Here is a 22,674-nt window from a genome sequence, read left to right as displayed (position 1 = left end):
AAAAATTTATCTAAAATTCGCCATCTCATTCGAATTCATAATCTAAAATTCGAACAGTATCACCTGGTTCAATTCCTTTTTTAATTAAATCATCTCATACACCAATTTTTTTGAGCATATTATTAAATCTAATCAAATTATCATAAGAAATTAGAGGGATTTTTTCATAGATTTTTTCAACTTTTGGCCCACTAACTTCAAAGAAACCACGATATGGATTTGCAATAGTGAAATCATCTTCAAGTTTAATTTCAACCATTTCAACTTCTTCAACTTCAGCTACTGGAGTAGTTTTATTTGCTTCAATAACTTTTCAAAGCTCAGCTTTTAATTGATCAAGGTTTTCTTGCTCTAAAGCACTAATTACTATAACTTTAACTTTAGGATATTTCTTTTTAAACGCTTTAAGATGATCTTTAAAATCTGGCATATCACTTTTATTAGCGACCACAATTTGTGGTTTATTTTCTAAATGCATGCTATATGAAGCTAATTCATTATTAATAGTTTCATAGTCTTCAATTGGATTTTTTTCACTTAAACCAAAGTCAATAATATGAGCTATCACACGACATCTTTCAATATGTTTTAAAAATTGAAAACCCAAACCTTTACCTAAACTAGCACCTTTAATTAATCCTGGTAAGTCAGCTACAGTAAATGAATTATCAAAATATCTAACCAATCCCAATTGAGGAACTAAGGTTGTAAATTCATATTCAGCAATTTTTGCTTTAGCGTTACTAATTACTGAAAGTAGTGTACTTTTACCTGCACTAGGTTTACCAACTACACCAACATCCGACATAACTTTAAGTACAATATGTGCTTCAAATTTTTCGCCTTTTGTACCATTTTCGCAAATTCTAGGAGCTGTATTTCTAGGGCTTTTAAATTTCATATTGCCACGGCCACCTTGGCCACCTTGAGCTACTAAATAATTTTTATTAGGCTCAATAATATCAGCTACCACTTTATTATTTTTATAAACAACAGTACCAAGAGGAACTTTAACATAGGTGTCTTTGCCAGCTGCACCATAAAGATTTTTAGGCCCGCCATTAATACCATCTTCAGCAGTTATCTTTTTATTTCCATATAAATTAAGTAAAGTGTTTTTTCCTAAATCACCTATAAAATAGATGTTTCCGCCTCTTCCACCATCTCCTCCATCTGGTCCGCCTTTGTCAACATGAGCTTCACGACGGAAAGAGATCATGCCATCTCCACCTTTACCAGCTTGAAGAGTTATTTTGATTTCATCAATAAATCTTGCCATAGTTCCTCCTATATTAAATTAAGTTTTTTAATTATATATAAATAATTATTTTTCTAATAAGAAATCACAAATACTTTTTATTTGATACCATCTACATTGTCAATGTCAATATTTTTAGTGCGATATAAAATAAATTTTGGATAATTATTTTTTAATTTTAAAAAAGGTTTAATTTCTCTTTTTAAAATGTCAAAATTTTCTAAATTATCAACTACTTGAACATAAAGTTCTTCACCATATTTCGAAGCCGCAAAATCTATTTCTAAGTTTTTGGTGATTAATTGATTATCTTTATTTTTTTCTCTAACTTTAATTTAACCAATATTTACATCATAGTTTCTTATAACTAGTTCATTGTAAACAATGTTTTCAATTGCATGTTCGATTTTAATATTGTTGTAGCCGATTCTTGAATTTCTAATTCCTAAGTCATAAAAATAAATTTTGTTTAATCTTTTGATTATTCTTTTTCCTTTTAAATTAAATAGTTGTACTAAATCAATCAAATATGTATGAGATAAATTTTTAAGATATTTATCAATAGTAAAGTAGGCTATATTGTTTTGTTTTAGTGTTTTATATGTATTACAGATATTTAAATTGTTAGTTAATGAACCAACATTAGAAGTTAAAAAATCAACAAATTCTTGTAAGTATTCATCACTTTTTATTTTATTGCGTTCAACTATATCATTAATATAAGTAGTTTCAAAAAGTTCTTTTAAATATTTCTTTTTGCTTTCATAATTTAAATTAACTAAAAAAGGCATACCACCAAAAGTCAAATATTCTTTAAAAACTTCATCGATGTTTAATTCTTTTTTAACACTGTAAAATTCTTTGAATGTTAATGGTCTAACTTTGATTTCTGTAGCTCGACTACTAATTTGAGTTTCAATATCTCTTGATAAAAATTTAGAATTACTGCCAGTAATATAAAGATCAACATTTTTAATATTTAATAAATAATTAACTGAATCTTCAAAATTTTTAACATTTTGAATTTCATCGATTAAAACATAATATTTGTTTTCATTTATTATTTGTTCTTTAATGAAGTTTAAAAGATTAAGACTTTTTCTTAGTTTTTTATTTTCCTCAAGTTCTAAATTTATTTGAATAATATTTTGACTCAATACTCCAAGTTTTAACAATTCAGAAGCAAAAAGATTAAATAATAAAAAAGTTTTGCCACTTCTTCGAGGACCAGTTACTATTTTTACAATGTCTTTATCTTTTCATTCTAAAAGACCATTTAAATATTTATCTCTTTCAATAGTCATAGTCAACTCCTTATATTTATATAAGAAACTATACAATTAATTTGTCATAATGACAGACTTTTTTAACAATTTTGATTAATTTTTGATTAATTTTGTAAAAAAAGTATGTAATATTGCAGGTTTTTTGACAAATTTGCTTATTTTTTATTAAAAATATTCAAAATATTAAAAAAACTAGTACACTGACTAGTTATTTCTCTTGTTAAATTTTTCTAAATAATCCATAACAGCATAACCTAAACCATGTTCTTGAACGGCTTTGGTTATAAAGTTAGCTTTATCTTTAACTTCATCTTTAGCATTATCCATAACATAAGAATAGTTGAATTTGTGGAACATTGAATAATCATTTTCACTGTCACCAATAACCATAACTTCTTCTGGGTTATATCCTTTTAATACATGTTTTAGAAGTCAAAGAATAGCATTTCCTTTTGAAGCTCCTTTAGAAATAATTTCAAGATTCATATGTGTCACAATTACTTGGCAATCAAGTTTTTCAAGTTCTTTAATTAAATCGCCAACATTTGGAGTGTTTTCAAAATAAACTTCAATTTTGGCTACTTTTTTAATGTCTTTTTGATCTTCATATAATTCGAATTGTTCAAAAGTTTCATAACGATAATAAATTTTATTTAGGAATTCTTTATCTGCTTCTTTAAATACATAAAAAACATCACTACTTCAAGCAGCAGCTGAAACTTTGCTTTCTTTAAAGAGTTTAAAAATCTTTTTAACTACGCTTGCTTTAAGATATTCTTCATGTAAATATTTATTATGTTTGTAATCATAAATTTGTACACCTGAAGATCCAATCATATAATCAGCATCTACTAATTTTGCAAGTTTTAACATTCTTGGACAAATTGGATTACCAGTAGCAATATTAAAACTTAAATTATCTTGTTTAATGATGTTTAAATTGAAGTTTGATACATAACAATCACGAGCATAAAGTGTACCATCAACATCACTAAAAACTATTGGTTTTTTATCTTCTTTTTGACTCATAATTTGCCCCTTTCTCTAAATGCGCCTATATAATAATAATTTATTATTAAAAAAACAAAAACATTTTTTTAAAAATCTTAGTTTAAAGCAAATAGTGTAATTTACCAAAAACATTGTTTTATAGGTTTATTATTCAAAAAATAAGCTTAAATATTTTTCTAAAAAAAATAATGAAAAATTTGCTTAAAAAATTAAAATAATGCCAAATAAATGACATTATAATTGATTAATCTAAACGGTTTAATTCATTAAATTTAATTGCTTTATTTCTAACTTTAGCTTTAGATTTATTAATCATACTTAATGCTTCTGAGATTGGTGAAGCAACAATATCATTATCAATAATTCCAATAGCCACACCGCTTTTACCTTCAAGTAAACATTCAACAGCTTTAATTCCAAAAAGTGAAGCTAGAATTCTTTCTTGAGCTGAAGGATTACCACCACGTTGAATGTGTCCTAAAACATTAGGTCTAGTTTCTCATCCTGTTGCTTTTTCAATGTCTTTAGCTAGTTGTTTAATGTTATATAATTTTTCACTAACAACTATTGTAATATTTCTTCTAACAGGTTTAGCATTTGTAGTTAATTCAACACAAGTTTTAACTATTTCTTTTTCATCAAGACGGTATTCACTTGTTGCAATAACTTCTGCCCCTGTTGCAAGTCCTGTGTGTAATGCTAAGTCACCACAGTTATTACCCATAACTTCAATAATCATAATTCTTTTATGACTTGCTGCTGTATCTCTAATTTGGTCAATACATCTAACAACTGTATTTAAAGCTGTATCATAGCCAATAGTAAAATCACTTGAAGCTATATCATTATCAATTGTCCCTGGAAGTCCAATAGTTTTAATTCCTTTTTCATGTAATAATTGTGCTCCTGCATAAGAACCATCACCACCAATAACTATCAAAGCATCAATTTTACGTTTGTTTAAATTTTTAATAGCAATTTCACGAATTTCTGGATCTTTAAATTGAGGATACCTTGCTGAATAAATACAAGTGCCTCCACGACTGTTAAAGAAATCTAAATCAATTTTTGTTGAAGGCACAATATTATCATCAACTAATCCTTTGTAACCTTCATATACTAAAAATGTTTCAATTCCACGACTACGAGCCATTTTAGCTGCTGCTCTAATTGCACTATTCATTCCAGGAGCATCGCCACCTGAAGTTAGAATAGCAATTCTCTTAATTTTTTTCATAATTCACCTCGACAAAAAAAGTATCTAAATATCTAACTAATTATATAAAAAGTAGTTTCTAAATAAAAATATTATTTAGCCTGATAATTAACAAATATGAAAATATTTTTATTTTTGTATTTTTTAGGCAACTAAAATATGAAAAAATGACACCTTTAGCTTAAAAAAATCAAATAAATAGCTCTAATAGTGATATTTATATATTTTAAATTTAATATATGTTAAAATTATAACCGGATGTTTAATATAGAAAATATTAAGCTAAATCGCTAATACTACTTAAATCGCACTTTATCAGATTTCTATTAGTTGATGTCCAATAATGTACTTGAAATTAAATATAAACCAAACTTGAAAGTACTTATTTAACATTAATTTAAGGAGATTTTATGACACCACACATTAATGCCAAAGAAGGTGATATTGCTAAGACAGTTTTAATGCCAGGAGATCCTTTAAGAGCTAAATTTATTGCTGAAACATTTTTAGACAAAGGATATAGACTTGTTAATACTGTCAGAAACATGTACATGTATACAGGTACATATAAAGGTCGTCCAGTAACAATCGCTGGAAGTGGAATGGGTTGTCCATCAATTGGGATCTATTCATATGAATTATTCAAATTCTACAATGTAGATAACATTATTAGAATCGGTACAACTGGTTCATACAAAAAAGAAATCAAACTATATGAAACGATTTTAGCAACTGAAGCTTATGCAGATGGTGCTAGTTATCGTCGTTTAGTTTTAGGAGACAAAAGCCATGTAGCTTTACCTAGTGCTAAATTAAATAAAGAAATTGAAAAAGTGGCTAAAAATTTGAACATTAAATTAACTTTAGGCCGTGTACACTCTTCAGATGTATTCTATTCATCAGTTCCTCTTCAACAAAGAATCGATGAAACACATGCGCTTTGTGTTGAAATGGAATCATATGCTTTATTTACTAATGCTGAAAAATTAGGTAAAAATGCAGCATGTCTTTTAACAGTTAGTGACAACTTAATTACAAATGACGAAACAACACCCGAAGAAAGACAAACAGCTTTCAAAAACATGATGGAAATTGCTTTAGGTGTTGCAAAATAAGGGAGGTTAAATAATGCGTGTCGTTGATTTAATCGAAAAGAAAAGAGAAGGTAAAGAATTAACAACTCAAGAAATTGAATTCTTAATTACTTCTTATGTATCAGGTAATACACCTGATTACCAAATGGCTGCTTTTATAATGGCAGTTATGTTCCAAGGAATGGCAAAAAAAGAATTAGCAACTTTTACTAAAACCATGATGCACTCAGGTGAAGTTATTGATTTAAGTGAAATTCCAGGGATTAAAGTTGATAAACACTCAACAGGTGGAGTTGGAGATAAAACTACTTTAGCAGTTGCTCCTATTTGTGCCGCTTTAGGTGCTCCAGTAGCGAAAATGAGTGGTAGAGGTTTAGGCCACACTGGTGGAACAATTGATAAACTTGAATCTATTCCAGGATTTCATGTTGAATTAACTGAACGTCAATTTATTGAACAAGTTAAAAAACATAATATTTCAGTTATTGTTCAATCAAAAGAATTAGTACCAGCTGATAAAAAACTTTATGCTTTAAGAGATGTTACTGCTTGTGTTAACTCAATTCCTCTTATTGCTTCAAGTATTATGTCTAAAAAATTAGCTACAGGTTCAAATGCTATTTTATTAGATGTTAAATGCGGTAAAGGCGCCTTCATGAAAAATGAAGACCAAGCTAAAGAATTAGCTAAAACTATGATTTCAATTGGTAAAGAATTAAACGTTGATGTTCGTGCAGAAATTACCAACATGAACCGTCCAATTGGTTGTGAAATTGGAAACAAAAATGAAGTTTTAGAAGCTATTTGAACTCTTCAAGGCAAAGGTCCAGAAGATTTCAATGAATTAGTTTATTCTTCATGCGCAACTATTTTAGAACAAGCCAAATTAGTTAAGTCTCATGCTGAAGGGCTTAAAAAAGTTGAAGAAGTTATTAAAAATGGCAAAGACCTTGAAAAATTCTATGAATTTGTCAAACTTCAAGGTGGTGATGTTAAAGCATTACAAGATCCTAAATTTTGAAGTCCAAAACATTCTTTAGATATTGTTGCTGCTAAAGATGGTTACTTAGATATTTTTGACTCATTAGTTTTCGGTATTATAGCTATGAAACTTGGCGCCGGCCGTGCTAAAAAAGAAGATAGTATTGACTTTGAAGCAGGAATTACTCTTCACGCTAAAACAAATCATAAAGTAACTAAAGGGCAAAAACTATTTACTCTTTATTCTTCAAATCCGATTGACAAGAATTTAGTTAAAGAATTAGAAACAGGTTACAAAATTGGCAATTCAAAAGTTGAAAATAAGATTATAATTGCTAAGTTGAAATAATAAAAAATTAGGAGAAAAAATTATGCAAATTAATTACAACAAAATGATTGATCACACTTATTTAAAAGCTGATGCGACAAATAAAGAAATTGATAATTTATTAGATGAATCCAAGAAATATGACTTCAAAACTGTTTGTGTTAATTCATCATGAGTTGCATACTGCAAAGAAAAATTAACTAAAACAAACATTGGAATTACATCAGTTATTGGTTTCCCTTTAGGTGCTATGCTTACAAGTGCTAAGGCATTTGAAGCTAAAGAAGCTATTAAAGCTGGTGCTGATGAAATTGACATGGTTATTCAAATTGGAAAAATGAAAATGGGTGACTATGACTATGTTTTAGAAGACATTAAAGCGGTTAAAAAAGCATGCGGCAAACATGTTTTAAAAGTTATTATTGAAACAGCTTTATTAACAGAAGCTGAAATTAGAAAAGCTACTGAAATCGTTATGGCTTCTGATGCTGAATTCATTAAAACTTCAACAGGTTTCTCAACAAGAGGCGCAACACTTGAAGATGTTAAAATCATGAAAAGTGTTTGTGGAGACAAATTATTAATCAAAGCTGCTGGTGGAATCAGCAACAAAGATGACATGATCAACATGGCTTAAGCTGGCGCAAACCGTTTCGGAACAAGCCGTTCAGTTGCCATTGTTGAAGGTAAATCTTCAAAAGAAGGGTACTAAATATACATTAATAAAATTACCATTTTTGACTTTTGCTTAGGCAAAAGTTTTTTATACTAAAAACAACAAAATAATAAATAAATTAAATAATTAATATTATAATAATACGTATAGAAATGAGGTCAAATGTCAGTATCAAATAAGTTAATTTCAAAAGAAGCTTTTATTCGTTCTAAACGTCCAACAATAAACAAATTAACTACTCAATTAATTAATAATTATTATGCTGATAAAAAGAAAAGCAAAAGGATTAATTGAGCTAAAGGCGGTTTATGAAGTGGCGTTGGAATATTTTTATTAGGTCTTTTATTATTAATAACAACCATTGCCCTTTTTGCTCTTTACTTTCGCAAAAAAGAAACATTTTTCGAAAACAATAGTGAATGATTCTTTGGCATGCTATTTGGTATTTCATTAACTTTAACTATCCCTGGCTTAATTGTTCTTTTAATAGGACAAAAAGCTAAAAAATATGTGCTGAAAGATGTTATTACCAAATTTGATAAATATAAATTAATCAAAAAATTATTTAACTTCTTTACTCTTGGTTACAAAGAAAATATCGTTGATGAAAATAACAAAATTCACAAAAATTATGACTTAATCAATTTTTATAAAAACACACATAATTTCAAAAATTTTGAATTTGGTTTTGCTCCAATCCATAAAAAATATGAACAATATGAAGCTTTAACTGATAACCAATATTTAAAGATGCAAAATGTTTACTACGAAGGCAACATTTGACATGATTTAGCCTCAATTAATCATAAACTTAAGAAACAATTAATTAAAGCTAAAAGCAGAACATATGGACAATTAATCGAACAAAAACTAAGTGTTAAACGCTTCGGAATTGCCGTTAAACTTAGAGAACTAAATCCCGAAGTAAATGTGTCATTCTTTGATAAAGATAACTTCTATACACCAAGTGATTACACAAGCGTTGAATTACCAAAAGCTTACGAAAAACTTTTACTTAAATCAAATAATCATGCTGTTTTAAAAGCTTGATTAGATCAAAAAAATAATTTAGAATTCTTAAATGAAATTTTCAATGAATTGACTATTAGCCAAATTAGTGTTCCTAACACTAAAGCGAATAAAAAATATTTATTAAATAATTTATCATTCTTAATTAGAAATACAGAAGCATTTATTTGATTTGACATTCCTTTTGAATTAATTGATTTAATCTTTGAAGCCAAAACCATTAATAAAGAAGATATTATTGAAACCTTAACAAATAAATTAATGGATGACTTTTATTTAATATACTTAGCTTTACAATTATTAGTTCCTTTTGGACTTGAAATATCAGTCAAAGAAGAAATTGTCAACAAGCCTTTAGAAAGTGATTTAACTTTTGAAGGTGAAAAAGAACAAAATAAAGATAATAATCAGGAAAATAATCAAACACAATCAAAAAATAGTAAATAGCCTAACAAGCTATTTTTATTTTGCTTTTTAATTAAATAAAAAGAAATCCCACTTTTATTGGAACTTCTTTTGATATTCTATATCTGAAAAATTATCATCGTTTTCATCTTCATTATTATTAAAAAAATAAACAATTACCATTGGTCCTTCTTCAATATAAGTTAAATTTTCAGATTCTAGTAATTCTAGAGTTCTTGCTCTGAGAGCACCACTACCATAACCAGTTATTATTTCTAAAGAAGTAAGTTTTTTCTCTTGGGCTTCACTTAAAGCTAAAATAACTTTTGAAGTAGCTTGTTCAACATTTAATTTATGTAAATCAATTGTTTTAGTCATAATTATTGAATTTCAATGCCTGCATTAGCCATTAAGTTTAAGGTGAAATTGTGAAATTGTTGAGCATTATGTCCTGGAGCATCAAATGTGGCAACAGCATCTTTTAAAACAATAACTTTTTTATCAATTCTATTTTCATTTAAATATGTTTTTAAACTCAAAGCAAATTGTAAAACACAAATATCTGTGCAACAACCAGTCAAAACAAATTGATCATATTTTTCAATTAGTTTTTTGTCAAAAAGATGAAATGCATTAGTTGAATTTTTTTCTAAAACACTTTTAACATAAGGTTTTAATTCCTTAACAATTTCAGCCTCTTTTGTGTCTTTAAGGCAATGAAGTGGATATTGTTTCATCTCCAAATCAAAAGTATTATGACTATCGCAAATAAATAAATTGTCTTCTTTTTTATTGTCTTTTAATACTTTTTCAATATTAGGTATTATTTTTTTAACTATTGGACTTGCCAAAGCGCCTTCATTGCAAAAACCTTCAAGCATGTCAATAACACAGATTATTTTTTTCATTACTAAACTCCTCTACTAATTAATAATATTATAAATTAGTTTTATTTATTGATAATTTTTTTATTAGAATTTACCTATAGTACTGTTTTATAGTATTATTTGTTCAAATCCTCAATTTCTTTTTTAAGTTTTTCTTCTTCTAATTGTTTAGCTTTTTTCTCCATATTATCTTCAATTTTACCTGTTGTAAAGTTAACTATTAAAGTAATTACAACTACTACTGCAATAGCTACTCCAACACGAGCATAAATATTAAATTTAGATATGTATGAAGTTAAAATAATTCACAAGAAAACTGAAAGAATTGGAATATTAAAGTTATAACTTCTAATATTTAAAACTTTAAAATAATGAAGCAAAATATTTAATCCTATTATTAAAAGTGAATAGATAACAATTACCGAAATACAAATTGCTAAATTTGTAATTTTTTGATTATGATAATCAACAGTTGCAAATAATCATCAAACAAAAGGAAAAACAACACAAAAGAGCAATGTAAATAATACATTGACTAATGGTCTTCATGTTTTAACTTCTTTTTTCTTTTGTTTACTATTCATAGTTATTTCTTAATTTTGTAAGAATGTTGATAAATTCTTCAACTGTCACAGTTTTTGTATCTTCTTTACCATATTCACGATAAGAAATTGTTTTGTCTTTTTCTTCATTAGCCCCCAAAATCACTTGGTATTTTGATTTTGACATTTGAGCCTCACGAATTTTTTTATTTAATCTTTCATCACGATCATCAATCTTGACTCTGAAATTACAATTTCATAATCTATTGAAAATATTTCTAGAGTAATCTAAATTTTCATTTAAATTAACAGGGATAATTGTAATTTGTTTTGGCGCTAATCAGAATGGTAAGTTACCTTTAGTTTGTTCAAGTAAAATAGCAACAAATCTTTCATAAGTTCCGATTAAACCACGGTGAATCATAACCGGTCTTGCTTCTTTACCATTTTTATCTGTATAAGTAATATCAAAGTTTTTAGGTTGTAAAAAGTCTAATTGTATGGTTGAAACAGTAATTTCATGGCCTAGTGCTGTGTCAATTTGAATATCAATTTTTGGTCCATAAAAAGCAGCTTCACCAACAACGGTTGTATACTTAACTCCCATATCATCAAGAGCTTTTTTAAGCATTTTTTCAGCGCTATTTCACATTTTATTGTCATTAAAGTATTTTTCTTTGTCATTTTTATCACGAAGTGAAAGTGAAATATAGCTAATATCAATATTGAAAATTTTTAATGTTTCTTCAATTAATTGATACATACTTTTAATTTCTTGTTCAATTTGATCTTCTCTAACAAATAAGTGACCTTCAGTTAAAAGCATTCCTCTAACACGTTCAAGTCCTGTTAAAGCACCTGATTTTTCATAACGATAAAGTTGACTTTGTTCTGAATATCTAATTGGTAAATCACGATATGATCTTTTTTCTAAGTTATAACACACAATGTGGTGAGGACAAGTCATTGGACGAGGAATCAATCTTTCGTTTTCAATAACTAATGGTGCAAACATATCATCTTTATAGTGAGCTAAATGACCACTGGTTTTGTATAAGTCTTCTGAACCAAAGTGTGGAGTTAAAACTTCAGTAAATCCATATTTACGGTCCATTTTTAATACTAAGTTTTTAATTTCATTATGAATGTACATTCCATCTTCAAGTCAAATTGGAAAACCTTGGCCGCATAAAGGATGCATAGCAAAAATTTTCATTTCTTTACCAAGCTTTCTGTGGTCTCTTTCTTTTCTATCAGCTAATATTGCTAAATAGTTATCCAATTCTTCTTTTTTGCTTCAACTTGTTCCATAAATTCTTGTTAATTGGATATTGTCACTGTTACCTCTTCAGTAAGCTCCAGCAATACTTAAAAGTTTAAAGTTTTTAATAACTTTTGTACTTTCAACATGACCACCAGCACATAAATCTTTAAATATTATTTCTTTATTAAGAGGATCTTGAAGAGCATAAAAAGTAATCTTTTTGCCTTGTGCTTTTAATTCATCATATAGTTCTTTTTTATATGGTTTGTTTTTAAAGTCATAATCTTTTTCAGGAATTTGAATAGTTACCAGATTCCTGCTTGCTAATTTTTTCATTAACTTTTCAATCTTACTTAATTCATTAACACTTAAAGGTTCTTTAAATTCGAAATCATAGTAAAAACCTTCTTCGGTTGCAGGTCCAAAACCTAATTTAACTTCTGGATAAAGTTTTTCAACTGCGGCACCTAAAAGGTGACTTGTTGTATGATTAAGTAACTTGTCTACTTGTATTTTCATATATACCTTCTTTTTTCTAAAACAACTGTTTTATAGTTGAATAATGTTTTCTTTGCCTATTGCTCTTGATAATGTTTTAAGAGCTGCTTCATGAGATTCAGGACCGCCATTTGAAGCACAATAATTGCTTAAAACTATTGGTCTAATCCTTTTTTCAAATAAGTTTACTGCTGTTGCTTGAACACAACAATCTGTGTCTATTCCACAGATATAAATTTCTTCAGGTTTAACACTTTTGTAATATTTTTTTATCTTTTGCCATTTTATCTATACCCCATTTTCTTCATCAAATCTTCAACAATAGGTTGACAGATTGCTTGAGCTTTTTGTGCGCCTTCGGCCACAACTTTATCAACCATTTTGGTTGCTTTTGCATAATTAGCTTGAATTTTAGTTAATTCATCTTTGACAACTATTGCTACAGCACTCTTGAATTGAGCATAGTCTTTGTCTTTAAATTCTTTTTCTGCTTCTTTTAAAGTTTTATTAGTTAGTGAAGCATAAATATTTAATAAGTTTAATACTCCAGGTTTATCTTCCGAAATGTAAACTTTGTTTTCACTGTCTGTGACGCTTTTCATAATTTTTTTGTAAGCAACTTCAGGATCATCATGAAGATAAATTGTTGCTTTAGTGCCTTTGTCACTTTTTGACATTTTTTTAGTTGGATCAGTTAGTGACATAATTCTAGCGCCTACTGGAGGAATAATTCCTTCTGCTAACTTAAAGTTCGTTTTATAATCACGGTTCAATCTTTCTGCTATAGTCCGTGCTAACTCTAAGTGTTGCTTTTGGTCTTCACCAATAGGAACAAAGTCAGGATTATAAATTAAAATATCTGCTGCCATTAAAACTGGATACATTAATAAGCCAACTGGAATTTTTTCTGTACCATTAGCTTGTTTTGACATCTTTTGACTTTTGTCTTTAAATTGAGTCATTCTGCTTAATTCACCAATTGATATTTCAGTAGTCATAAGTCATTGAGCCAAAGTATGTTCAACAACATCACTTTGGTAAAATATTGTGCTTTTTTTAGGATCTAAGCCACATGCTAAATACATTGTTACTATTTCTCTTCTTGCTTGGTATAACTCTTTAGGATCAACATAACCTGTTGTTAAAGCATGTAAATCAGCTACAAAATAGTAAGCTTCATCATAATTTTCTTGTAATTTAACAAAATTACGTAAAGCTCCAATGTAATTTCCTAGGGTTAAATCACCTGTTGGTTTAATACCACTTAATAATCTTTTTTTGCTCATAACTACCTCTTTTTTTATTTAAGCATATATAACTATTTTTTATTTTACAACAATTTTATTATCTTTGTAAAAGATAAAGAGAAATGTAATAAATTAAATTTAGTTCAAAGTTATTAATTTGCTTTTAAATTTTATTTTGTATAATAAAAATATGAGTAAAAAAGATAAATTTTTAGTTGTTCTTTTAACCATTGTAACTTTAGGTTTTTGTTGATTATATTGACACCTAAAAAATAAAAAAGAACAAAAGATTAAAAAAGAAGGAGTTAATATTAAACTACCTTCAAATATCAAAGTTGTTGAATTAGTAGACAACCTTGGTGGCAAAGAAAACATAGAAGAAGTAAATGCAAGCATTTCAAATATTAAAGTTTTAATCAAAGATAAAACATTAATAAAAATGGATAAATTGCAAGATACAAAATTCATTACAGGAATTATGATTAGCACTAATAAAATTTCATTAGTTATTGGTGATTATGCACGTAAGTTAGCTCTTGAAATGAATGAATATTTAGAAAAGTAAAAATGCGTTTAAGCCTATAAAACAGAGCTTTACGCATTTTTTATTATTTTTAAACTATTTATTTTGAATAGCTTCTACACCTGGAAGTGCAATACCTTGTAAGAATTCAAGACTTGCTCCACCGCCTGTTGAAACATGTGAGAATTTGCTTTCCATTTTAAGTTTTTGAACAGCAGCAACTGAGTCACCACCACCAACAATTGAGTAGCAACCTTTTAATGCAGCAACAGCTTTAGCAACTTCTAAAGTACCTGTTTTGTAGTTTTCAAATTCTGTAACACCCATAGGTCCATTTCAAACAACTGTTTTTGCGCCTTCTAAAGCAGATACGAATTTTTCGATTGATTTAGGTCCTAAGTCAAGTCCATCGTAATTGTCATCAATGTCTAATCCATAAACAACTGGTTCTACATCGGCAAATTCTTTTGCACATGCATGATCAACCGGTAAGATGATTTTATCTTTGTTTTTCTTTAAGAATTCTGTAGCAAAAGGAATAAATTCATCTTCTACTAAGCTTTTACCAATTTTGTATCCTTGGCTTTTTAAGAATGTATATGCCATTCCACCACCAATAATCATTTTGTCTACAAGTGGAATTAAGTTTTCTAAAACTTGAATTTTATCACTAACTTTAGCTCCACCAATAATAGCTACATAAGGTTTCTTAGGGTTTTTGATAGCTTTAGTTAAAGCATTAACTTCTTTTTCCATTAAGTAACCAATAGCACTTTCTTTAATGTTTGATGCAATACCAACATTAGAAGCATGTGCTCTGTGAGCTGTACCAAAAGCATCATTAATAAATACATCGCCTAATTCAGCTCAGTATTTTCCTAAAATAGGATTGTTTTTACTTTCAGCTTTTTCGTTTAAGTCTTCATAACGAGTGTTTTGAACTAAAATCACTTCGCCTGGTTCCATTTTAGCAATTGCTTTTTCTAATTCAGCGCCTCTAGTTGAGTCAACAAAAAGTACTGGTTTTTTAAGTAATCTGGCTAATTCATTAGCTACAGGTAATAAGTTGTTTTTAGCTTTATCTTCTTCACTTTTAACGCGTCCTAAGTGAGAAAATAAAATTAATTTTCCTTTTTCCTTGATAACTTTTTCAATTGTAGGTAAAGCAGCTACAATTCTCTTATTTGATGTAATAACACCATCTTTAAGAGGCACATTAAAGTCAACTCTCATTAAAACTTTCTTGCCTTTTAATACTAAATCGTCAATAGTTTTTTTCATAAATAATAACTCCTCAATTATTTAAAAGATATGTTTATATTATAAACAATTAAATGCTTTATGTACATATAAATAGAGGAAAAAATAAAAATTTGTGAAAATGAAACCTTATTGAAAAGGTTTTTCAAAAATAAAGCAAATAAGTGTAATTTATTTACCATTTTTTGCTTTTAATTTAGGCAAAAAAAGTTAAGTAATATAATTAAATTATTAAAAAACAAATGAGGTAAAAATGCTAATAAAAAACGTTAAAATAGTTAATCACAACCAAATTATTGAGTGTGCTGACATTGAGTTTAGTAAAAAAATTACTAAAATAACTCCAACTAAAAATAAGGCTCAATATTTATTAGTTCCAGGCTTTATTGACACTCATATTCATGGTTTTATGAATAAGGATGTAATGGATAGTAGTGCAGCAGTTGAAGATATTAGTTTAAATTTAGCTAGAAATGGAATTACTAGTTTTATGCCTACAGCAATGACAGCAAGTTGAGAAAATATTCAGATTGCTTTAAAAAATATTGCTTTAGCAAAATGTCAAGGTGCTAAAAACATTGGTATTCATATTGAAGGTCCTTTTATTGGAGAGGCTAAAAAAGGAGCTCACAAATTAGAATGATTAAGAAGAGCAACTAGAGAAGATATTTTAGAAATGCTAAATAGTTCAAATCATCAATTGAAAAAAATTAGTTATGATCCTTTAATGGTTGAAGAAAAATTAGTTCCTTTTATGGTTCAAAATGACATTATGCCTTCAATTGGTCACTCAGCTGCAAGCTATGATCAAGCTATGAAATACTATGATTTGGGTTCAACTAATACTTGTCACTTATGAAATGCTATGAGTGGAATTGATTCAAGAAAACCGGGAATCTTAGAAGCTTCATTAGAAAGACATGATGTTTATAGTGAATTAATTGTTGATTTTCATCACATTTGTCAAGAAAGTATAGTTTTTACGCTTAATCATAAAGATATAAACCACTTAATGTGTGTTAGCGATGCAATTCGACCTGCTTATGGACCTGATGGTAAAAGCATTTCAGGTGGAATTAATATTGAAAAACATGGTTTAACAATTTATTTAGAGGGCACAACAACTATAGCTGGAAGTGGAATTTGCTTACATGATTCATTTAAAAATTTAGCTTCATTAGATTTAGATTATCGTGATATTGTTAAATTAACTTCATATAATGCAGCTAAAGCTCATAATTTAAAAGATCGAGCACAAATTAAAGCAAATAAATTAGCAGATTTAGTTTTAATGGATTTAAAAACTTTAGATATTAAAGAAGTTTATATTGATGGGCAAAAAGTCAAATAATAAGGAGTAAAAATGAAAGTATATATTGAAAAAGATGCTTTAGCAGTAGCACAAAAAGCATTAAGTTTAATTAAGAATCAAATTACTAAAAAAGCAGATTCAAGAATTTGCTTTGCCACAGGTTCAACACCTTTAGATTTATATAAATTATTAATTGAAGATTATCAAAAAGGTAAAATTGATTTTAGTAAAATGGTTACTTTTAACTTGGATGAATACCTTGGATTAGATTTAAAAAATGAACATTCTTATCATTATTTTATGGATCATAATTTGTTTAATCACATTAATGTTAAAAGAGAAAATATCAATTTTCCTGATGTCATAAAATATGAAAAAGAACATCAAAATGGTAGCTATGAACAAGTAATTGAAAAACTTGGAGGTATTGATTTTACTATTTTAGGTATTGGCGAAAACGGTCATATTGCATTTAATGAACCAGATAGTCAAGAACAAGATATTACAAGAGTAGTTGATTTAACTGAAAGCACAATTAATGCAAACAAAAGATTTTTTGCTAGTGAAAAAGATGTTCCTCGTAAAGCAGTAACTATGGGAATAGGAACTATTTTAAAAAGTAAAAAAATTATGTTATTAGCAACCGGGCCTAAAAAAGCTCAAGCAATTTATGATACTTTACTTAAACCAGTAAATTCAAATTGTCCAGCCAGCTTTTTACAAAATCATAAAGATGTAACAATTATTGTTGATGAATTATCAGCGAAATTAATCAAAAATAAAATTTAATAATTTCACTAATAACACTATAAAACAGTTGTTTTAATACAAAATCGCAATTAAAAAAGTCCTTGCAAAGAGGGCTGTTTTTAATCTAAATTATTTGCCTAAAGTAATAAGTTTAATAAATGAATCAACATTTAAACTTGCACCACCAACTAAGAATCCGTTGATGTCTTTTTGTGCTGCTAAATCGCTAATATTTTTAGGATTTACACTACCGCCATATTGAACAACTAATTCTTTACTTGTAATTGAGTGAATGTATTGGCAAACATCTTGAGCAATTTCAGGAGTTGCAACTTTACCTGTTCCAATAGCTCAAATTGGTTCATAAGCAACTATAATTTTTGAATAATCTAAATCTTTTAAACTTTCTTCAATTTGTTTTTTAACAATTGCTTTTGTTTGACCTTTTTCATATTGTTCTAATGTTTCACCAACACAAATAACTGGTGTCAAATTGTATTCAAGAGCTTGTTTAGCTTTTAAGTTAACTAACTCATTTGTTTCGTGATGATATTGTCTTCTTTCTGAGTGACCTAGAATTACATAGTTAACATTAAGATCTTGTAGCATTGAAGCGCTAACATCACCTGTAAAAGCACCATTGCAATTTTGACTAACATCTTGAGCACATAGTTTTAATTCATTAACTTTGTTAATTTGATAAGCTGATAAATTAGCATGAGGTATTGCAACAGCAAATTCATTTAGTTGACTAATTGCATATGCTTCTTTGTTTTTCTTTAATTTTTTGTATTCATCTTTAAAAGATAAAATAAAGTCCATGGTTTCTGTAAAATTTTTGTTCATTTTTCAGTTACCAATAACAACATATTTTCTTATATCCATAATAACTCCTAAATAATTGATTAAATTATATAAAAACTCAAAGTATTTTAGTTAAATACTCAAAAATTATTTTAAATATTATGAAAATAATAACTATTTTAACATTTCATTAAATTGTTCTTCATTTATTATTGCAATATTTAATTTTTTAGCTTTATCTAATTTGCTACCTGCATCTTCTCCTACTAAAAGAAATGACGTTTTAGAAGAAACTGATGAAGATACTTTGCCTCCATTAGCTTCAACTAAATCAACATAGTGATCCCTTGAGTTTGATAATTTACCTGTGATAACAAATGATAAATTAATTAATTTTTCACTAGCAACTGTAGCAATTTTTTGATAATTAAATATCTCATCAAATTTTCTTAAAAGTTTAACATTTTCTTCATTTTTTAGATATTCTTTTAAGCTATCTAAAATTTTAGGACCAATATTATTTATAGCTGATATTTTTGCCAATTCATCTTTTTCACAAATTAATTCGTCAAAATTATGATATTGTTTTGAAATTAATTTTGCAGCTCTTTCACCCACATGTTTAATACCAAGAGCAAATAAAACCTTACTAAAAGTCGAGTCTTTTGCTTTTCCAATATTAGTTAATAAATTGTTAACTTTTAACTCTGCATAACGTTCAAGTTTTAATAATTCATCTTTATGTTTATGTAAATTAAAAATATCTTCAATGCTTTTAACTAAATTGTGTTTATAGAAATCTTTAACTGTGATTAATCCTAAACCTACAATATTTAACGATTTTCTTGAAGCAAAGTGATAAATTGCATTAATTGTCATTTCAGGACAATTTTTGTTAACACAAAATTGATCAACATTATCTTCAATTTCGACTAATACACTGCCACAAGAAGGACATTCTAAAGTTTTACCAAAAACACCTTTAGACTGTTTTTTAACTAAAGCTAAAACTTTAGGAATTATTTCACCAGCCTTAACTATTTGAACTTGATCATTAATGTTAATGTTTAAGTCTTCAATAAAATTATAATTATGAAGAGTTGCTGCTCTAACTATTGTTTGATTTAATTCAACGGGTTCTAAACTTGCAACATAAGTAATTTTGCCAGTACGACCCACTGTGGTTTTAATATCTTTAATAGTACTAATTGCTGTTTCAACTTCATATTTAAAAGCAATTGAATGTTTTGGAAACTTAGCAGTTTTACCCATTTTATTTCAATAGGTTAAATTATTTAGCTTAATTACTAAACCATCAGCATCATAATTGAGTTTATTTTTCATTTCAGCAAAAAAACTAATTGCTTCTTCCAATTCTTCAACTTCAACTACTTTATGATATGGATTAGTGGGTATATTTAATTTTTGAAAGAATTCTAAAGCTTGTTCTTGAGTGGTAATATTATGTTTTTGAGGCTCAACTAATTCATATAAAAAGGAAGCAAGTTGTCTATTTTTAACAATAGTAGGATCTAATTGTCTTAAAGTCCCACTTGCTGCATTTCTTGGATTTGAAAAAGGTTTTTCGCCTGCTTTAATTAAATTTTCATTTAATCTTTGAAACTCAGCTTTAGGTAAAAATACTTCACCTCTAACTTCTAATTCAGCATCATAATTAATTATTTTTGGTATTGAAGCTATTTGATAAATATTTTCAGTTACATCTTCACCCTCATGACCATCACCTCTTGTTAAAGCTTGGTTTAAGAAGCCATGATTATAATGAAGTGAAATTGAAAGACCATCAATTTTAGGCTCAATTGAAAAATTGATGTCTTCAATTGGAACTAATTTTTCAATATTATTGACATATTTTTCAATTTCACTATAGTCATATGCTTTAGATAAAGAAAGCATTGGTTTTTGATGAACTACTTTTTTAAATTTATTATCAGCAAAAGATCCTAATTTTTGAGTAGGACTATTAACATAAATAAATTGAGGATATTTTTTTTCTAATTGTTCTAATTCTTGTAAAGCTTTATCATATTCAAAATCGCTAACACTAGGATTATTATCTTGATAATATTCTTTATTTCATTGGTTTAATTTATTACTTAATTCAATAATTTTCTTTTTAATATCTAAAGCATTCATAGCTCTCCTTATTTATTAATTTGTTAAATTATATAATAAAAAAACAGGCGTTAACCTGCATTATTATTAATATAATATTTTGTTTAAAACACTAAAGTGCAGAGAAGCGTGTTTTAAATTTTTAACCTTTACATAAAAAAATAGACAGAAAAAATAAAGGTAAGTAAATGTGATGAAAAAATAGAATAGAAAGGGTATTAAAAAAATGATAAATAATTTTGTAAATTAAATAGCATACTCCGCACGCTTGTTTCAATTTTTCTTTAAGGGAAAAAAGAAAAATTAAATCGAATTATAATACACAGCTCATTTCTAATTTTTTTATAAAATTCGAACCTGTGCTTGTGTAGACAGCTTATTCAAGGCTGCAACTATATTTTAACACCTTCAAAGGCAAAAATTTCTTTTTTGCGTTTTTTTGAGTGATTAATATATAATAAATGTATAAAAAATACTAATTTTTAGTGTAGAGATGAGTTTTTATGAATAAATCATTCATCAAAAGAAAAAAAATATTACTTTATTTGTTGCCTACAATAATAGCACCAAACTTAATAATTTCAGCGGGTTGCACATTAAATTCAACAAATAAATGATCAAAAAAAAATATTCATAATAATCCAGTTGTCGATAAAATCGAAAAATATTTAGACTTAATCAATAAAGCTAGAATTAATTTGTCTTTTGAATATGACAATAATGTTTTGTATGACAAATCATTAGATATGACATTATCGAAAAATCAAGAAAACATAGCTCAAATATGTGACATGATGGATATGATAATTGGCAGCAGTCAAACCGGAATAATAAATAGTGATAATGTTGAATTAAATACTTTAATGAAAGAAGTTGAATCAGCAGTTAATTTTAAAGACAAATTGAGCTTTTTTACAAGTCAAAGTGGAAAAGACAAATTTTACCAATTCTTCGATAAAATGCTTTATTTAGCTTTAGATGTTAACGCTCAAATATTCAATGATTCAAGATTATTAGATGGTTTAACAGAAGACGATGAAAATCAACAACAAAGAAGTAGATTCTATATTCTTAAGCATAAATATTTTGAAAAAAATAAACAAATTTTAAATGAAGACTGAGAAACTGTTTTGAGTACGGACTATAAATCAATTTCAAATATTATTGCTAATTTACATCCAAAAGCTTGAAAAGAAAAAGGCAATCAAGAATTAGTTTCAAATTATAGTAGTTCAAGTAATAACAGTGGTCATAATCACTCACATGCAATTGGAAATATGATCTATGAGTTATACAATGTCATATTAACTTTAAGAAAAGAAATTAAAGAAAACTTTGAAAAAGATGTTCTAGTTATTGAAGAAGAACTTAAAAAAAGCGGTCATAAAAAATTAGCAGAAATATGAGAAAAAGCAAAAAATGATTTTACTAATTTTATTAACAAAATCCAAGATGACAACTTTTTAAATGCTGGTTTTAACTATGCTGAAGATGCTAAAAGAAGATGTCAAGAAGCTGTTAATGTTTTACAAGAAATAACTAGATATACAATTGGCAAAAGTAAAATTAAAGACATTTTTGTAGCCATAGATTTAGCTGATGGAACAAAACTTGAATAAACTGGTATTTTACCAAAACAACTATAAAACAGATTAATTTAAAAAACAGGTCGGTGCTGTAAACTAATTGTGGGAATGAATTTAAATGAGAGAACAAGCATAAAGCTTGTTTTTTTCTTCTTTCTATCAAACTAAATATAGAAAGGAGGTGAAATTATGTCTTATACAGGAAATTTTGATACTTTTTCAACATTCTTTCAAAACTATGGATTAAATTATGACAAGTTAGAATCAGAAAAAAAACAAATAATAATTAATAAAAAATTATTACCAGAGAAAACGGCAAATTCTAAAATTTCTGAAACTAAAACTGAATCTTTGTTCAAAAAGATTAGTTCAAAATCTTTATTTGAAAAAATGTGAAAGAGTAAAAAGTATTTAAATTTTGCTGATAAGGCATTGATTTTTTTATTCACTCTATCCAAATGAAAATAACCATATCAAAACATTTTTGATGATTACTACCAATGAATTCAAGGTAGTTTCTATGATTATATCTTTTTATAAATCCGGAGCTTCAAAAAAATTGCACATTAACAGTAAATGAA

General features: G+C 27.3%; 21 protein-coding genes and 1 pseudogene. 9 read left to right on the top strand and 13 right to left on the bottom strand.

The window, feature by feature from the left end:
* Positions 1–10 precede the first annotated feature (10 nt).
* The 4 genes from obgE to pfkA form a co-directional block, all read right to left on the bottom strand.
* A complete protein-coding gene (gene obgE / locus MBIO_RS02185) occupies positions 11–1,279 on the bottom strand; it encodes a GTPase ObgE (protein WP_013354638.1) in 1,269 nt (422 codons plus the stop codon).
* 314 nt (positions 1,280–1,593) lie between these two features.
* Positions 1,594–2,562 (bottom strand): ATP-binding protein, encoded by a 969-nt coding sequence (locus MBIO_RS02180; RefSeq protein WP_013354637.1) that lies wholly within the window; start codon positions 2,560–2,562, stop codon positions 1,594–1,596.
* A 186-nt stretch (positions 2,563–2,748) separates the two neighbouring features.
* The gene (locus tag MBIO_RS02175; protein WP_013354636.1) at positions 2,749–3,573 is read right to left on the bottom strand and encodes a Cof-type HAD-IIB family hydrolase; all 825 of its coding nucleotides are present in this window, start codon (positions 3,571–3,573) and stop codon (positions 2,749–2,751) included.
* 226 nt (positions 3,574–3,799) lie between these two features.
* The gene (gene pfkA, locus MBIO_RS02170; RefSeq protein WP_013526886.1) at positions 3,800–4,792 is read right to left on the bottom strand and encodes a 6-phosphofructokinase; all 993 of its coding nucleotides are present in this window, start codon (positions 4,790–4,792) and stop codon (positions 3,800–3,802) included.
* A gap of 389 nt (positions 4,793–5,181) precedes the next feature.
* Here pfkA and deoD point away from each other — a divergent pair, with 389 nt between their 5' ends.
* The 4 genes and pseudogenes from deoD (at position 5,182) to MBIO_RS02150 (ending at position 9,326) form a co-directional block, all read left to right on the top strand.
* On the top strand, positions 5,182–5,886 hold the full coding sequence (gene deoD, locus MBIO_RS02165) for a purine-nucleoside phosphorylase (protein ID WP_013526885.1): 705 nt from the start codon (positions 5,182–5,184) through the stop codon (positions 5,884–5,886).
* A gap of 13 nt (positions 5,887–5,899) precedes the next feature.
* Complete coding sequence (locus MBIO_RS02160) at positions 5,900–7,195, top strand: pyrimidine-nucleoside phosphorylase (RefSeq protein ID WP_041594213.1); 1,296 nt, start codon at positions 5,900–5,902, stop codon at positions 7,193–7,195.
* 22 nt (positions 7,196–7,217) lie between these two features.
* Positions 7,218–7,886, top strand: a pseudogene (deoC, locus tag MBIO_RS02155) (deoxyribose-phosphate aldolase).
* 126 nt (positions 7,887–8,012) lie between these two features.
* Entirely contained in the window at positions 8,013–9,326 is a 1,314-nt protein-coding gene (locus tag MBIO_RS02150) for an MAG2810 family protein (RefSeq protein ID WP_013354631.1), read from the top strand.
* 54 nt (positions 9,327–9,380) lie between these two features.
* Here the strand turns inward: MBIO_RS02150 and MBIO_RS02145 are convergent, their stop codons facing one another.
* The 6 genes from MBIO_RS02145 to trpS all read right to left on the bottom strand — a co-directional run bounded on the left by MBIO_RS02145 (position 9,381) and on the right by trpS (position 13,761).
* Positions 9,381–9,662 (bottom strand): Smr/MutS family protein, encoded by a 282-nt coding sequence (locus MBIO_RS02145; protein WP_013354630.1) that lies wholly within the window; start codon positions 9,660–9,662, stop codon positions 9,381–9,383.
* Between the two features lie 2 nt (positions 9,663–9,664).
* The gene (locus MBIO_RS02140; protein ID WP_013354629.1) at positions 9,665–10,192 is read right to left on the bottom strand and encodes a cysteine hydrolase family protein; all 528 of its coding nucleotides are present in this window, start codon (positions 10,190–10,192) and stop codon (positions 9,665–9,667) included.
* A gap of 95 nt (positions 10,193–10,287) precedes the next feature.
* Positions 10,288–10,755, bottom strand: a complete 468-nt coding sequence (locus MBIO_RS02135; RefSeq protein WP_013354628.1) for an MAG3450 family membrane protein — start codon at positions 10,753–10,755, stop codon at positions 10,288–10,290.
* Positions 10,748–12,496, bottom strand: coding sequence for a threonine--tRNA ligase (gene thrS / locus MBIO_RS02130; protein ID WP_013354627.1), 1,749 nt, complete (start codon positions 12,494–12,496; stop codon positions 10,748–10,750). The genes MBIO_RS02135 and thrS overlap by 8 nt, the downstream gene beginning before the upstream one ends.
* Positions 12,497–12,526: 30 nt before the next feature.
* Entirely contained in the window at positions 12,527–12,748 is a 222-nt protein-coding gene (locus tag MBIO_RS05320; RefSeq protein ID WP_408634333.1) for a cysteine hydrolase family protein, read from the bottom strand.
* Between the two features lie 11 nt (positions 12,749–12,759).
* A complete protein-coding gene (gene trpS / locus MBIO_RS02125; protein ID WP_013354626.1) occupies positions 12,760–13,761 on the bottom strand; it encodes a tryptophan--tRNA ligase in 1,002 nt (333 codons plus the stop codon).
* A 151-nt stretch (positions 13,762–13,912) separates the two neighbouring features.
* On the opposite strand from trpS, the gene MBIO_RS02120 reads away from it, so the two are divergent.
* Positions 13,913–14,287, top strand: a complete 375-nt coding sequence (locus MBIO_RS02120) for a PTS sugar transporter subunit IIB (RefSeq protein WP_013354625.1) — start codon at positions 13,913–13,915, stop codon at positions 14,285–14,287.
* A gap of 54 nt (positions 14,288–14,341) precedes the next feature.
* Here MBIO_RS02120 and MBIO_RS02115 read toward each other — a convergent pair whose 3' ends face one another.
* On the bottom strand, positions 14,342–15,526 hold the full coding sequence (locus MBIO_RS02115) for a phosphoglycerate kinase (RefSeq protein ID WP_013354624.1): 1,185 nt from the start codon (positions 15,524–15,526) through the stop codon (positions 14,342–14,344).
* A 232-nt stretch (positions 15,527–15,758) separates the two neighbouring features.
* Between MBIO_RS02115 and nagA the strand changes: the two genes are divergently transcribed.
* Positions 15,759–16,856 (top strand): N-acetylglucosamine-6-phosphate deacetylase, encoded by a 1,098-nt coding sequence (gene nagA, locus MBIO_RS02110; protein ID WP_013354623.1) that lies wholly within the window; start codon positions 15,759–15,761, stop codon positions 16,854–16,856.
* A gap of 12 nt (positions 16,857–16,868) precedes the next feature.
* Complete coding sequence (nagB, locus tag MBIO_RS02105) at positions 16,869–17,606, top strand: glucosamine-6-phosphate deaminase (protein WP_013354622.1); 738 nt, start codon at positions 16,869–16,871, stop codon at positions 17,604–17,606.
* A 90-nt stretch (positions 17,607–17,696) separates the two neighbouring features.
* On the opposite strand, the gene tpiA is transcribed toward nagB, so the two are convergent.
* Both tpiA and ligA read right to left on the bottom strand, forming a co-directional pair.
* The gene (tpiA, locus tag MBIO_RS02100; RefSeq protein ID WP_041593979.1) at positions 17,697–18,446 is read right to left on the bottom strand and encodes a triose-phosphate isomerase; all 750 of its coding nucleotides are present in this window, start codon (positions 18,444–18,446) and stop codon (positions 17,697–17,699) included.
* A 99-nt stretch (positions 18,447–18,545) separates the two neighbouring features.
* Positions 18,546–20,528, bottom strand: a complete 1,983-nt coding sequence (gene ligA / locus MBIO_RS02095; RefSeq protein ID WP_013526880.1) for an NAD-dependent DNA ligase LigA — start codon at positions 20,526–20,528, stop codon at positions 18,546–18,548.
* A 482-nt stretch (positions 20,529–21,010) separates the two neighbouring features.
* On the opposite strand from ligA, the gene MBIO_RS02090 reads away from it, so the two are divergent.
* On the top strand, positions 21,011–22,126 hold the full coding sequence (locus MBIO_RS02090) for an MAG5150 family histidine triad lipoprotein (RefSeq protein ID WP_013354619.1): 1,116 nt from the start codon (positions 21,011–21,013) through the stop codon (positions 22,124–22,126).
* Positions 22,127–22,282: 156 nt separating this feature from the next.
* Positions 22,283–22,561 (top strand): hypothetical protein, encoded by a 279-nt coding sequence (locus tag MBIO_RS02085; protein ID WP_258408923.1) that lies wholly within the window; start codon positions 22,283–22,285, stop codon positions 22,559–22,561.
* The last annotated feature ends 113 nt before the right edge of the window (positions 22,562–22,674 follow it).

Source organism: Mycoplasmopsis fermentans PG18, assembly GCF_000209735.1.
GTDB lineage: Bacteria > Bacillota_I > Bacilli_A > Mycoplasmatales > Metamycoplasmataceae > Mycoplasmopsis > Mycoplasmopsis fermentans.
Note: the sequence above shows the minus strand (reverse complement) of the source record. Positions and strands in the feature narration are given on the sequence as shown.